General features: G+C 67.9%; 10 protein-coding genes. 3 read left to right on the top strand and 7 right to left on the bottom strand.

The window, feature by feature from the left end:
- Nucleotides 1-20 precede the first annotated feature (20 nt).
- Entirely contained in the window at nt 21-2,678 is a 2,658-nt protein-coding gene (gene tssH, locus NCG91_RS26960; protein WP_251351915.1) for a type VI secretion system ATPase TssH, read from the top strand.
- Between the two features lie 13 nt (nt 2,679-2,691).
- On the opposite strand, the gene tssA is transcribed toward tssH, so the two are convergent.
- From tssA to NCG91_RS26925, 7 genes are read right to left on the bottom strand one after another with little or no spacing between them, the layout of a single operon-like run.
- On the bottom strand, nt 2,692-3,729 hold the full coding sequence (gene tssA / locus NCG91_RS26955; protein ID WP_251351914.1) for a type VI secretion system protein TssA: 1,038 nt from the start codon (nt 3,727-3,729) through the stop codon (nt 2,692-2,694).
- Nucleotides 3,730-3,777: 48 nt separating this feature from the next.
- Nucleotides 3,778-4,590 (bottom strand): OmpA family protein, encoded by an 813-nt coding sequence (locus NCG91_RS26950; RefSeq protein WP_251351913.1) that lies wholly within the window; start codon nt 4,588-4,590, stop codon nt 3,778-3,780.
- A gap of 2 nt (nt 4,591-4,592) precedes the next feature.
- Nucleotides 4,593-5,576 carry a type VI secretion system-associated protein TagF gene (gene tagF / locus NCG91_RS26945; protein WP_251351912.1) on the bottom strand — a complete coding sequence of 328 codons (984 nt, stop codon included), beginning with the start codon at nt 5,574-5,576 and terminating at the stop codon, nt 4,593-4,595.
- Nucleotides 5,573-9,337: a type VI secretion system membrane subunit TssM gene (tssM, locus tag NCG91_RS26940; RefSeq protein WP_251351911.1), complete on the bottom strand. Its 3,765-nt coding sequence runs from the start codon at nt 9,335-9,337 to the stop codon at nt 5,573-5,575. The genes tagF and tssM overlap by 4 nt, the downstream gene beginning before the upstream one ends.
- A 53-nt stretch (nt 9,338-9,390) precedes the next feature.
- Nucleotides 9,391-10,821, bottom strand: a complete 1,431-nt coding sequence (locus NCG91_RS26935) for a hypothetical protein (protein ID WP_251351910.1) — start codon at nt 10,819-10,821, stop codon at nt 9,391-9,393.
- 31 nt (nt 10,822-10,852) lie between these two features.
- A complete protein-coding gene (locus NCG91_RS26930; protein WP_077402302.1) occupies nt 10,853-11,122 on the bottom strand; it encodes a PAAR domain-containing protein in 270 nt (89 codons plus the stop codon).
- Nucleotides 11,123-11,133: 11 nt separating this feature from the next.
- Entirely contained in the window at nt 11,134-11,976 is an 843-nt protein-coding gene (locus NCG91_RS26925; RefSeq protein WP_251351909.1) for a M15 family metallopeptidase, read from the bottom strand.
- Between the two features lie 220 nt (nt 11,977-12,196).
- On the opposite strand from NCG91_RS26925, the gene NCG91_RS26920 reads away from it, so the two are divergent.
- Both NCG91_RS26920 and NCG91_RS26915 read left to right on the top strand, forming a co-directional pair.
- Nucleotides 12,197-12,991, top strand: a complete 795-nt coding sequence (locus NCG91_RS26920) for a hypothetical protein (protein ID WP_251351908.1) — start codon at nt 12,197-12,199, stop codon at nt 12,989-12,991.
- The coding region (locus tag NCG91_RS26915; protein ID WP_251351907.1) for a type VI secretion system Vgr family protein at nt 12,988-14,377 on the top strand (1,390 nt) is incomplete at its 3' end. The genes NCG91_RS26920 and NCG91_RS26915, both read left to right, overlap by 4 nt.

Below are 14,377 nucleotides of genomic sequence, written 5' to 3'. Positions count from 1 at the left end.
CCGACAAGGACCGCCGCCCCATGAGCATCAACCTGAAAACCCTGATCAGCAAGTTGAACGACACCTGCCGCACGGCCGCCACGCGCGCGGCCAGTCTGTGCGTCGGCCTGGGGCAGTATGAAGTCGACCTGGAGCATGTCTTTCTCGCCTTGCTGGAGCAGCCGCGCAGCGATTTCGTGCTGATTGCCCGCAGGAGCGGCGTCAGCGTGAGCATGCTGGAAGCGGATTTGCGCGCCGAAGTGGCGCGCCTGCAGACGGGCAACGCGCGCACGCCCGTGTTTTCCGTGCGCCTGCCGAAACTGTTCGAGCATGCCTGGCTGATCGCTTCGCTCGATTTGCGGGCCGGGCGGCAGGTGAGCATCCGCAGCGGTCACCTGCTGCAGGCGCTGCTGACCGAGCCGGAACTGGCGCAACTGGCCTACCGGGGCTCGGCGCTGTTCCACGAATTCAAGCTCGACGAGATCAAGCACGGACTCGACAAGCTGACCGAGGGTTCGCAGGAAACCGGCGAGGCGGCTGCAGGGCAGGAAGAGGCGGGCGACGCCGGCGGCGATCCCGTGGGGGAATTGGCCGGCGCGGCGGCGTCGAAAACGCCGGCGCTGGACCAGTTCACCGTCAACCTGACGGCGCGCGCGCGCGCCGGCAAGGTCGATCCCGTGATCGGGCGCGACATGGAAATCCGCCAGGCGATCGATATCCTGATGCGGCGCCGCCAGAACAACCCCATCCTGACGGGCGAGGCCGGGGTCGGCAAGACGGCCGTGGTGGAGGGCCTGGCGCTGCGCATCGTGCAGGGCGACGTGCCCGACATCCTGCAGGGCGTGGAAATCCACACGCTGGACATGGGCCTGCTGCAGGCCGGCGCCAGCGTCAAGGGCGAATTCGAGAACCGCCTGAAAAATGTCATCGCCGAAGTGGGCAAGAGCGCGCACGCCATCATCCTCTTCATCGACGAGGCGCACACGATGATCGGCGCCGGCGGCAGCGCTGGCCAGAACGATGCGGCTAATCTGCTGAAACCGGCACTGGCGCGCGGCGAGCTGCGCACCATCGCCGCCACCACCTGGGGCGAATACAAAAAGTACTTTGAAAAGGATGCCGCGCTGGCGCGCCGCTTCCAGGTCGTCAAGATCGAGGAACCGAGCGAAGAGCTGGCGTGCGCCATGTTGCGCGGCATGGCGCCGCTGATGGAACAGCATTTCAAGGTGCGCATCTTCGACGAGGCGATCACCGAAGCCGTGCGCCTGTCGCACCGCTACATCGCGGGCCGCCAGCTGCCGGACAAGGCCATCAGCGTGCTCGATACGGCCTGCGCCAGGGTGGCGCTGGGGCAGAGCGCCACGCCGGCCCTGCTCGACAGCGTGGCGCGCCGGCGCGAGCGCATCGATGCGGAAGCCTCGGCCCTGGCGCGCGAGGAGAGCGGCGGCGCGCGCCATGGCGCGCGGCTGCAGCAACTCGACGCCGAACGCGGCGCCGCCACGCAGGAACACGCGCAGCTGGCCGCGCGCTGGGATGGCGAAAAGGCGCTGTCGGAACAGATCCGGGCGATTCGCCGGCAGCTCGAGGAGGGCAAGCCGGCCGACGCGGGCCAGGGGCGCGAGCTGCTGGCGCTGCAGGCCGAACTGGCGTCGCTGCAGGGCGAGACGCCGCTGGTGCCGGTGCAGGTCGACGGCCACGTGGTGGCGGAAATCGTCGCCGGCTGGACCGGCATCCCGCTGGGCAAGATGGTCAAGGATGAACTCAAGACGGTGCTGCGGCTGAAGGATTTGCTGCAGGAGCGCGTGCTGGGCCAGCCCCACGCGATCGAGGCGGTGGCGCAGCGCGTGCGCACGGCGCGCGCCAACCTGGACGACCCGGACAAGCCGAAGGGCGTGTTCCTGTTCGTCGGCCCGTCCGGTATCGGCAAGACGGAAACGGCGCTGGCGCTGGCCGACGTGCTGTACGGCGGCGAACGCAAGCTTATTTCCATCAACATGAGCGAATACCAGGAAGCTCACAGCGTGTCGGGTCTGAAGGGTTCGCCGCCCGGCTATGTCGGCTATGGCGAAGGCGGCGTGCTGACCGAGGCGGTGCGCCGCAATCCGTACAGCGTGCTGCTGCTCGACGAGGTGGAAAAGGCGCATCCCGATGTCATGGAGCTGTTCTTCCAGGTCTTCGACAAGGGCGTGATGGACGATGCCGAGGGACGCGAGATCGATTTCAAGAACACCATCATCATACTGACCTCGAACGTGGCGTCGGCCGCCATGATGCAGGCGTGCCTGAACCTGCCGCAAGAGCAGTTGCCGACGCCGGAGCAGCTGGAGCTGGCCATCCGCCCGCAGCTGCTGAAGGTTTTCAAGCCCGCGTTCCTTGGGCGCCTGAAGGTGATTCCCTATTATCCGCTCGGCGACGATGTGCTGGCCCGTATCATCGGCCTGAAGCTGGGCCGCATCGCGGCCCGCATCGCCGCCAATCACCAGGCCGAGTTCCTCTACGACGAGGCGCTGGTCGAGGCGGTGCTGGCGCGCTGCACCGAAGTCGATTCGGGCGCGCGCAATGTCGACAATATCCTGAATGGCAGCCTGCTGCCGGAAATCGCCGAAGCCGTGCTGGCGCGCATGGCGGAAGGGCAGGGCATCAGCCGCATCAAGGCCAGCGCCGGCAAGCAGGGGCAGTTCCGGTACACGATCAAATAGGCGTCTAGCCGGCTCAGTGGCCGCTGCCGGGCGTAATGCCCAGCAGCTCCTCGATGTGGGCCAGCGAGGCGCCGTCCTTGACCACGCCGCGCAGCCATTCGTGCAGGTTCTGCTCGCCGGCGTTGGCGGCCTTGTCGGCGAAGTAGGAGACGGGGCTGTGCGGTTCCGTCTGGCGGAAGTACTGCGCCACCTGGCGCAGCTGCGCCAGCGCCTGGGCGCGGCTTTGCAGCTCGCCGGGCGCCGCCGGCAGCAACGCCGGCACGCCGGCCACCGCCGCCTGGCCGCCAGCCGGCATCGGCGCGGCGGCGACGCTGGAGGCAGGAGTGGCCGTGGCGGCGGCAGGCAGGGCAAGCTGTATCGCCTGCAGGGCCTCGCGCGCCATGGAAAAGCCCGGGCTATCCCTGCCCAGGCGGGTATCGGCCGCCTGTTCCAGCTCGGCCAGCGCGTCCAGGCAGAACTGGGCGTCGGCGGCAAAGGCGGCGCGGAACTGCGCCGACGTGCCGCGCCGCGCCGCCTCCATGTCCACCAGCTTGGTGCCGTTGACGCCGTCCTGGTTGCTGGCGGCCCGCTTGCGCGCCGTCTCGAAGTCGACCGTCGACCAGCCGCCCGACTGCTTGTCCGTCAGCGCCATCGCGCGCACGAGGGACGGTGTGCGCGCCAGGATCCAGCTCAGGTTGCCGATGCGCTGCTCGTGGTCGTCGCCATCGGGCTGCGGGTACAGGCCCAGGTCCCAGTACTGGCGCAGCAGGCCCGCCAGCAGGCGATAGCCTTCGCCCAGGCCGCGCAAATGGTCTTGCCTGGCGCAAGCTTCGGCCAGCCAGGCGGCGAGCCGCAAGTCCTTGCTCTTTTCGCCCAGCAGGGTGGCGCAGCGTTGCAGTACGAAGGCCCAGTCGGCTTCCTTCAGGTCGGTGACCCACTCGCCCTGGTCGAGCGTGGGGTCGTCGAACTTGCGCGCCTGGCCGATGGCGTCGAAGTCGGTGGAGAAGGACAGGTCGACGCCGCATGGCTGTTCGGCGCTGATGGGAAGCAGGAGCTGGTCGGCTGAAATCATGTGTGTTCTCGGCAGTGGGGCGGATAGCTTGCGGGAAGCGTGGCGGTCTTACTGGACCATGCGAAATTCGATGCGGCGGTTGCGCGCGCGGCCATCGGCGCTGTCATTGCTGGCGATGGGACGGTCCGGGCCCTGTCCGGAAGCGCTGAGCAGGTCGCCGTCGATGCCCTTGCCGGCCAGGTAGGTCTTGACCGCCTCGGCGCGCGCCTGGCTCAGGTTCTGGTTGCTGGCGCGCAGTCCCAGGTTGTCGGTGTGGCCGATGATGTCCACCTTGCGGCCCGCCAGCTTGTGCAGCGCCGCGCTCATTTCGTCGAGGATGGCGCGGCCAGACGGCGTCAGCGTGGTCTTGCCGCTCTCGAATTCGATGGTGCGGTTGGCCAGCGTGCCGTCGAGGATGTTCTGCTCGGAGGCGGACACGCGCAAGCCGTTGTTGACGGTGTACGTGGGATTGAGGCTGGTGGCGAAGTCGCTGGCGATCTTTTGCCGCTGCGCTTCGTTGGCCACTTCGCCGCGCACGCTGACCACGCTGCCTTCGATCTTCAGCTGGCCGCGGCGGATCTGCTTGAGGTCCGCCGTCAGCAGCTTTTGCACATAGGCGTTCCAGTTGGCCGGCTGCGCGACCTGGCCGACGGCGATCTGGTCGACCACCTTGTCGGCGCCATACAATTCGCGCAGGCGCACCAGCACCGCCGCCTTGGCCGCTTCGTCCGGCACCGTGCCGCTGGCCAAGACCTGGCCCGGTTGCGGCGTGGCGGCGGCGGGCGCCGAGACAGCGGCCGCCGGCACGGCGGCGCTTTGCGCGCTGGCGCCGGCCGGGGCGAATACCAGGCTGAGAAGGATGGCAAGGCGGAGGTGGCGCATGATCAGGTCCCGATGAAGGCGGCACGAAACGTGTCGTGCGCCGATTTGAGTGACAGGTTGGGCTGCGCGAGGTAGCTCGAGGCTTTCTTGATGGCGTAGTCGCTGTTGGCGTGTTCCTCGACCCAGGCCAGGTCGTCGAAACCGATGTGGTGTTCCAGCGCCGCCTGCGGTTCCATGATGGCGTGCAGGGTCTGCGCCGAGGCGCCGCAAAAGCCCAGCACCAGCGCATGGCGGCCGTGGATGCGGGTGATGAACAGCGCCAGTTCGAAATCGGCGCGCGCCAGGAACGGGGCGATCAGGTGCATCCAGAAGGCCGCCACCAGGTTGCGGTACAGCGGGTCGGCCGGCAGCGGCAGTTCCAGGCTTTTTTCCAGCCGGCTGGAGCTGCTGGCCATGACGGGCTGCAGCAGCATGCCCAGGGCCAGCAGCACCTGGCGCACGGAACCGCCAAAACCCGTGGGCGCCAGCAGGGCGTCGAGCGCGCCCACCGTCTGCAAGCCGAGGAAATCGTCGAATGCCGCATCGTAGGCGCTGCCGCGCAAGTCCAGTTCGATGCTGGCGCCTGCGGCGGCGGCCGGCAGCGCGGCGCCGGCCGCCGCGCCGCACATTTCGGCGCTCAGGGCGTCGAGGCGGTTCCACAGGCGCGACAGCACAAGCGGACTGGTCGGCACGAAGCCGGCCGGCTGCGCCACTTCCATGGCGCCCATCATCAGGAAGGGAAAGCGGCGCGACGAGGCATCGCTGCTGGCGGCGATATGCCCGGCGATGGCGCGGCCGCGGCGCGGGCCGATGAAGGCGAAATGCAGCGGCGGCAGCGCGTCGTAGGTCAGCTTCCAGCGCGCATCGGCCGTCATCAGTTCCATGGCGTTGGCCAGCCACTCATCGAGCATCTTCAGCAGGGCCGGGTTGTCGCCGTGCTTGATGAAGTCGCCGCGGCTGGGGATCTTGCCGAAATAGCCGATCTGGGTAACGGTAGGGCGGCTCATGGCGTGTTCCCGGCGATGGCGGCGGCCGTTTCCGGCGCCCCGATGACGACCGATTCCGGCAGTTTCAGGCCGCGGAAACCCTGGTTGCCGGCGGAGGTGGCGGCCGGCGCGGTCGCGGCCACGATCTTCAGGTTGGCCATCACGGTGACGCCGCCGTTCTCCCAGCTCAGTTCGAATACGCCGCCCTCCTTGCGCGTGCGCCTGGCCGAGTCGATCATCTTCTTCAGGCCGAAATGACCCGGTTCGTTCAGCAGTACCACGGTGCGCCCTTCCGGCGTGATGGCGCTGATGCGCGAGCCGGGCACGCCCTGCGGATTGGGCCAGACCATGTGCACCCAGGGCTGCGGCTGGCCGCGCCAGCGCAGCGCCTGGCCATCGATCTCGATCGTATATTCGGTGGCGCCGGGCGCGCTCAGCGCCTGCAGGTCGAAGCGCGTCTGCGCTTCGGCGGCGCCGGCCGCCGTGGCCACGCCGTTGGCGCTGAGCGGGGCGACCCAGCCGGGCAGGCTGGCCACCACCGGCGGCGCCAGGGTGATGCCCATCGCGGCCCAGGTCCTGGCGCTGATGGCGTCGCCGCGCCGCACGACCAGCGGGCCGATGGTGGTGTTGAAGAACTTGGCGATGGCGCCTTCCGGGCCGAATACCTGGCCGATGTCGGCATTGCTCGCCTCGATGCGCGAGTCGGGCGCGAACGGATATTTCGGCGCCAGGGTTTTCTGGAACGGTTCGAGCACCTGCGCCAGCCATACCTTGTTGATTTCCGTCTCGGTGGGCTTGACGATGACGGCGAAGGTCTGCATCAGCGGGCGCACCAGCAGCGGGCGGATGGCCTGCTTTTGCTGGTCGCTCATGCCGGTCAGCATCTGCTCGTCCACGTATTTCAGCGCGTCGGCCAGCTCAGAGCCGCTGCCATCGAGCGTCTGCTGCATCAGCTGCTTGGCGCCGGGGCCCGTGTCGCCCTGGTTCTTGATCTGGTTGAAGCGCACGCGCAGCTTCGACAGGGCCGCCAGGTAGCCGCGCATGGGCGAGGCATCCTTGTCGCGTGCCACCACCAGGCGCGCCACGCCGGAAAATTCGCGGCCGACGGGGCCCATCGGCATGGCGCCGCCGGCCTGGCCCGCCGCCGCGGCGGCAGGCTTCTGGCGCAGCACCGTTTCGCGGAACCAGTCCATCGCCCCGCGCTGGGCGCGCTGCAAGCCCTGGCCCAGCAGGGAAGGGTTGTCCCACGAGGTTTCCTGGTACACCGTCTCGATCAACTTGTTGAGGGGCGAGGCTTGCGGATCGCCGAGGCGGTTCATCGCCTGCGCCGCATTGTCGAAACCGTTCAATTCGCGGATGCTGACGCCCTGGATGAATTTTTGCCACTCCCGCGCGTAATCGGTCTTGTACAGTTCCACCAGCGCCTTCTGGATCTGTTCCGGGCTGCCTTCCAGGGTCAGGTCGTCCTTCGACGCCGTTTTCAATACCCAGTCGGCGCTTTGCAATTCGCGGTTGGCCGCTTCCTGGAAGGCCTGCTGGATGTATTTTTCCCACGCGTCGCGCGTGAAGGTGCCGGGGATGGCATAGCTGCCCAGCACCAGTTCCTTGTCCTGCTCGCCAACGATGCGCGCCACCGTCATCGACGGGAAGCGCGTGGCGGCGCGCGCCTTCACGTCCGCATACACGCGGTCGCGCGCCGGCATGCCGCGCACCACGCGCCGCAGGCTGTCGCGCGACTGGTCGGCCAGGGCCAGCTTGTTCTCGATCTGCGGCCAGGACGGGTCGTCGATCTGCGTCAGGTAGAACGAGATCAGGCGCTCGGCGCTGCGGATCATCTGTTCGCGCGGCATGTTGCCCCGGTTGGCGTCGAGCCAGCCGCGCCAGTAGCGGGTCAGCTGGTCGTTCAGGTGGCCGGCTTCGGCGCGTGACTTGTCGCCCAGCATCAAGTAGGTTTTCAGGGCGTTGTAGGCATCCTCCACATTCGTCGGCGCGGCATCCTTGAAGGGCTGGCCTGTCGTACCGACCGCCATAACGGCTGCCGTGCCGACTGTGGCAGCGGCCGTCGTGCCGGCAGGTGCCGGCGTCAGCGGCTGCAGCCGGTCGGCGCCCGCGTTTACTTCCGCGAGGAACGATTCCAGCGACTGCGCCACCGGCGCGAGCATGACTTCCTTGAGGCCGGAAAAATACTCCTCGCGCAGTTTGCGCTCCAGCAAATCCCCCTGGTACAGGCCCAGGCTGAGCGCCAGCGGCCGCTTGCTGCGGTACGCTTCCAGCTGCTCGATGCGGTCCTGCATGATTTCCAGGGCCTGGAAGCGCGACTGCAGGTCCAGGCGCTGGTCCTGCACCTTGATGGCTTGCTCCAGGTCGGCCTGCACGTTGGCCGCCAGCTGGCGGTTGGCCAGGTAGGACCAGCTCCAGCCGCCCAGCGCCAGGCCGGCCAGCGCGATGGCGGTGAAAAACGTGGCATAGCGCAAGCGTGTCTTGCGCGGGCTGGCGTATTGCGCCACCAGTTCCCTGTCGGCGAAGATCACCTTGCGAAACAGGTTCAGCAGGAAATAGCCGTGCTGGTCCTGGGCCTGGACCGTCTTGTGTTCCTGCTGCTGCGGCTTGAGGTCGAAGCGCTGCGCCACCCGTTCCGACGAGGCGGAGACGGAGGCGCCTTCCTGCAGCGCGCTGGTGAAATAGAAACCGCGGAAGACGGGCTTGAACTGGAAGGGATTTTCTTCGAACAGGGTGGCGATGAAGGCGCGCAGCGGTCCCTTCACGGAACTGAATTCCAGCGGGAAGGTGAACACGCCGGGCGGCATGCGCTCGCGTCCCAGCAGCGACATATTGGCCAGGCTGAGGTCCTTCAAGCCATCGTACAGCTCATCGAAGCGCTGGTCGAACTGCTCCAGCACATCCTGCTTCGAGCTGTTGACGCTGTAGGGCAGGGTGGCGCCCCAGACCTTGTCGCGTTCGGCGCGTTCGGCATCCTGGAAAAATTCGCTGAAGCCGGTGATCAGGTCGGCCTTGGTGAAGACCACGTACACGGGCGCATGGACTTCCAGCTTCTCCGTCAGTTCCTGCACGCGCTGGCGCAGGTTCTTGGCCAGTTCGATGGCGAATTCGGGCTTGCTGCCGGTCAGCTCGGCAATGCTGACGGCGATGATGATGCCGTTGATCGGCGCGCGCTTGCGGTGCTTTTTCAGCAGGCCGAGAAAGCCGAACCATTCGGCGCGGTCTTCATCGTTGATGGCGTAGCGCCCGGCCGTGTCGAGCAGGATGCCGTCGGTGGTGAAAAACCAGTCGCAGTTGCGGGTACCGCCCATGCCTTGCACGATCTTGCTGTCGACAAAAGGAAACTGCAGGCCGGAATTGGCGATCGCCGTGCTCTTGCCGGCGGCGGGGTTGCCGATGATCATGTACCACGGCAATTCATACAGCGCGGCATCGCCCGACAGCTGGCCCAGCCGCGATGTCTTGATGGTATTGATCGCTTCCAGCATGCGCTTGCGGATGGCTTCGGTTTCCTCGCGCTGCACCGGACCGGCCTTGGGCGCGGCGCCCGCCGCCTGCTGCTCCAGCATGCTGTTGAAGCTGGCACCCTCGCGCCGGCGCCGGCGGCGGCGCAGCCACCACACGATGGCGCCCAGCAGCGCCGCCGCGGCCAGCAAGGGCAGCAGCCGGATGGCCGGCCAGTCGAAAATGACGGCGCAGGCGAACAGCAGCAGGATGGCGGCCGCGATGCCGAGGATGAGCAGGCTGGTGCGTGAAGTCAGGGAGTGCCAGAATCGTTGCATCATAGTTTTATAGTGTGCAAACCGTTAAGGTGCGTGAATGGGACGTCGCTGTATCAGGTGGTGCCGTGTTTCGCGGGCGGACCAATGACGAGGGCGCCGCGCTGCAGTGGATCGAGGTTGCTGAGACATAAAACGTGCGCGCCGTCGTCGGCCGCCGCCTGCCGCGCCATGGCCAAGGCGGCCAGCGTCGTGACGGCGCCGCACTGGCCGCATGCGGTGCCGACGCCCAGCACCTGCTCGCCCAGGTCCAGCTGGGGCAAGATGGCGCCGGCGCACTGCATCAGTTCGAGCATGCGGTTGGCGCGCTGGTCGGTATCGGCGCTGACCAGCGCGATGCCGGCCGCCGCATCTTCGCCGGCTGCCGCCAGCGCCTGCCGGCTCAGTTCCGCCAGCATGCTCTTGTCGGCCGGGCCGCGCTGGCTGGCGCCTTGCGGCAGTTCGCCCGTGGCGGCGCGGTGCAGCAGGACGGGCGCCGGCTCGTCCGGTGACGCCGTCGCGCCAGGAATGGCCAGCAGCAGGCCGGCCGCGCCTTCGCCGGGAATCTGTCCGTTCGCCTGGCTGGCGCTGAACAGCTGGCCCTGGCTCGCCAGGACATGCACGCGCAGCTCGCCCAGGTGCGAATCGCAGGCCAGCACGATGGACAGGCCGGGCGGCTGCGGTGGCGCGGCGTGCCCGGCAAGCTGGTTCAACAGGGCAAACGGCGCGGGTGGCCGGTTGGCGGCTTCGGCGGGCGGCGGCAATGTCTGCGCTGGCCAGCCCTGCTCGCGCGCCAAGTGGCGCAGCCAGGCGTCGCCGGCCTGGCGCTGGGCGGCGCTCCACGAGGCGGGCATCAGCAGATGCAGCCGCAGCATGGGCGGCGCGCTGGCCGGCGAGGCCCGTGCGCCTGCGGACAGCGTATGCTGCAGGGCTTCGTCCACCAGTTCGGCCAGCACTTCGGCGCCCAGGGCCAGCGCGCGCACGTCTTCCGGATTGAAGGGAAACGGTTCGCTGGCCAGGCCGGCCTGCGGATGCTCGCGCAGCCAGGCGGCCAGCACTTGCTGCTGCTCTTCTTCGTCGATGCCGTCCACCCTGCCGCACAGCAGGGGATAGCCGTCTTCATCGAGCAGCTGGCTGTCGAGTGCAGGGCGCGCCTGGCGGGAGCGCATGGCGGCCAGCAATTCTGACGGCGTGGCGCCGCCCGGCATGCGCAGGGTGGCCGCCACGATATGCAGCGGCAGCGGTGCCGCGGGAGGTGTCGCCGCCTCGGCCTCGAGTGGCGCGGCCAGATCCGGCGCCGCCAGGGCTGGCCCGGCCAGCAGCCTGGTCAGCAGTTTTTTACCCAGCCACAGCATCAATAGCAGGGCCAGCGGTAGCGCCAGCATGGCGCCGGCCAGTTCGCCCGGCGTCGGCATGCGCGTGCTGTCGCGCCAATAGGCGATGGCGCCCGTCCAGCTCAGCGCAAAGACGGACACGGTCAGCAGGCCGCGTCGCAACCAGGGGCGCATCAGCGGGCTCCTCCGCGTATGGGCAGGGCCGTCATGCCTGGTCGATGGTGGCTTGCTGGCTGGCGATCAGCAGCGCCCCGCAGCTGGTCTTGTCGCCGTGGCGCGCCACGGGCTTGCCATCGACGATGAAGCTGGAGTCGCCGCTGACGATGGGGCAGACGCCATGGCCGGGCAGGGGACAGGCGACCTTGTCGCCGACCCGCGCCATGCCGATGCCGCCGCTGTCGCTCACCGCCGATGCTTCCAGCACGGTGCCGCCATGCGATGTCTTGTCGCCCAATCTGATTACCGGACCCGCCATACGCGCTCCCCTCAGTGTTTTTTCATTACGCCGGGCAGGCGCAGTTCGGTATGCCCGAAATCCATCATTTTCCAGCGTCCGCCCCAGGTCATGCCGACCGATTCGGCCACTTCGCCATACAACTGGTAGCCGCGCATGGCCCACGGGTCCTTCTCGGAAATGACCAGCTTGCCATTGCGCAGGAAGGCGCAGTCGGCCGCCAGGCCGTACTGGTGCCAGCTTTGAAAGGCGGCCGCGTTGCTGACGTTGGGACCCATGCCCGCCAACATGTCTTGCCGCTCGGGACTGCGGTAGCCTTCCAGCAGCGCCATCTCGTAGCCATGTTTTTCCTTCATGATCTTGAAGACCAGCAGCAAGCGCTGGGCGTATTCCACATTCAGCAAGGTCCAGTTGCGGCTGGCCGATACCAGCAGCGGGCGCTCCTGGCGCACTTCTTCCGTGGCAAACACGAGCGGCGGCAGGTCGACGGGCGGCACCAGCTGTTCGCCCTGCAGCAGGCTGGCGACCTGCATATTCATTTCCCGCGTCGATACATCGTAGGCGCCCAGCATGGATTTGCTGTCGGCCATCAGGGCCAGCAGGGTCGGCAGGCTGAGCGCGGCCACGCCCGCGAGACACAGCAGGTAATGACGGCGCAGCAAGTCGGCAGTGCGGGCCCACAGCGCGCTGCTGCGCTGTCCCAGGCTGGCCATGCCCATCTGCCGGCGCCTCGTCACGCGCTGCAGGCAGGCGGTGAGGCGCTGCTCCGCGCCATCGACGGCATGCAGCACGAAATCGCGCCCGGCCGGGAACAGGATCAGCCAGCTGATCAGGCATGCCAGGATGAAATACAGCGCTACCGCGAGTAGGAACACGCTAACCTCAATCAAGAAATGTTTGGCTGCGGGGAACGGTGCTGTCCATCGGGAAAAACAGGGCTGCGATGGATATTGCCTGGAAGTATATCTTACAAAACTGATAATTAAGGGCGGCTTTTTTCAATTGTGCGGAGGGTGCGCACTGTTGATTTTATGGCACGCGTCATGATTTTGTTGAATAGCGTAAAGTCTTGCAAATATTACAGGAGCGCACATTTTGCGAACTCATGACGATAGCCCCCGGCTCCCGGCCCGGCCCAGCCTGTTGACGCAGGCGCAGCAGGCGGAGGCCGACCGTAACCGCATCCTGAGCACGCTCGAGGGTGGCCACGCCGGCGCGTCTGCGAAGGCCAGGCGCGGCAGCCTGGCCCTGCGCGGAGGCGTGGGCGCGCTGCTGCTGTTATTGGCAGCGGGCGTCTGGCTGGGGCAGCGCGGAGAACGGGTTGGCGACGACGATGCGCCGGCGGCGCCGGTTTCCCCGCCCGTCGCCACCGCCGCCGTGGAAGCGCCGCCGGTCGTCGCCAGCATCCGTGACGAGGCGCCGCCCGGCGCCGCCGCACCGCAGCAGAGCCTGAGCGAGATGCTCGATGCCGGCGCGGCCGCCACAGCCGCCACAGGCGCTGCCCGGAATGCGGGTGCTGCGCACCCCGGCGATGTCCTGAGCAAGGCGCTGGAAACGCCGTCACCCCCTGCCGCCGCCTCGCAACCCGTCACGAAACAGGTGGCCAAGGCACCCCGTCCGGCAGCCAAAAAACCGCCGGCGAAAGGGCCTGCGGCTACGCCCGCCCGCCGCGCGGAAGACAGCGATATCGCCCTGCTGTCGGCCCTGCTGGCACACGCGCAGGCCGCGCCGACGCCGAAGAAAACCGTTCCCGATCTGCGGACCCAGTTGCAGCAATGCGCGGCGCTCAAGCGCGACGCCGCCGCCGCGTGCCGCGCGCGCGCCTGCCAGGGCCATGCCGAGAATGCGCAATGCAAGGCGGAGAAAGTTGCTGCGAAAGGCGAAAAATGAGCGCCGCCAGCGCCGCTCAGGTCAACGCTTCCCTCGCGGGTTTCAGCAGCGTGACGCGGTTGTATGAGCTGTCGCTGGACGGCGGCGACGACGGGACGGCGCAGTGGCTGGTGGAAGCGTTTGTCGCCGACGAGCAGTTGCAGGCCGTGGGCGTGCGCGACGTCATCGTGCTGTCCACGCAGGCGAATGTGGCGCTGGCGCCCCTGCTGGGCAAGCGGGCCGCGCTGCACGTCAGCCTGGCCGACGGCAGCCGCGCTGTCTTCAGCGGCTATGTCAGCGCAGCGGCGATGCTGGGCAGCGACGGCGGACTGGCCCGTTTCCGGCTGCGCCTGACGCCGTGGCTATGGCTGTTGAGCCAGGTACGCAACAGCCGCGTCTGGCAAGACAAGAGCGTCATCGAAATCGTCGACAGCGTGTTTCAGGCTTACGCGCCGCAAGCCGACTGGCGCTGGAGCGGCGACACGGGGCCGTTCATGGCCGAGGCGCTGCCGCGCAGCTATTGCTGCCAGTACCGCGAGTCGGACCTGGCCTTCGTCACGCGCCTGCTGGGCGAAGAAGGCCTGGCCTGGCGCTTCGAAGAACACGAGGGCGGCCATTGCCTGGTACTGTTCGCTGACAGCAGCGCCTTGAGCGCGGTGCCGGAAGACGCCAGCAGCGCGCAAGGCGGCGGCATCCGTTTTCATGGCGCGCGGGCCATGGAGCAGGCCGACGCCATCCAGGCGCTCAGCCGGGCACACGCCTTGCGCACGGCGGTGGCGACCGTGCTCAGCTACGATTACAAGGCCAAGAAGGCCGTCAGCGCCAGCGTGCCGACGCGGCTGGCGCCGGGCGGGAAAAACGCGCCCGTGCTGGAAAGCTATGACACGCCAGGCCAGTATTTCTATGCCAATGCGGCCCAGGCCGAACGCTATGCCTTGCTGCGGATGCAGGCGCTCGAAGCGCGCGGCGAACGCTGGCAGGCGCGTTCGACCGTGCGTACCTTGCGTGCCGGTACGCGCTTTACCCTGACGCAGGGACCGTTGCAGCAGGACGGCGCCGACGCGCCGGCGCTGGTCGTGCTGCGCGTGTACAGCGTGGGCGTGAATAACTTGCCGGCGCCGGCCAGGCAGGGCCTGGCTGAGCTGTTCGGCCCCATACCCGAATTGCTGCAGGAAGGCCTGGCTGGCCAGGCGCTGGCGCCGCGCGATATCGCGCATGTCCAGCAAGTGATCGCCCAGGCGGTCGAGAGTGGCTATGCCAACCATATTGAGGCGATCGCGGCCGATACGCCATGGCGCCCGGCACCAGAGGGCGGCGACGCGCGCCACCACCCGGCACCGACGGCCCGCGGCAGCCAGAGCGCCATCGTCGTCGGTGCCGACGGCGGCGCCAGCGCCAGCGCCAGCG

Source organism: Janthinobacterium kumbetense, from assembly GCF_023703445.1.
In the GTDB taxonomy this organism is placed as follows: domain Bacteria; phylum Pseudomonadota; class Gammaproteobacteria; order Burkholderiales; family Burkholderiaceae_D; genus Janthinobacterium; species Janthinobacterium kumbetense.
The sequence above is the reverse complement of the archived record's forward strand: the minus strand, read 5'-3'. Positions and strand labels throughout refer to the sequence as shown.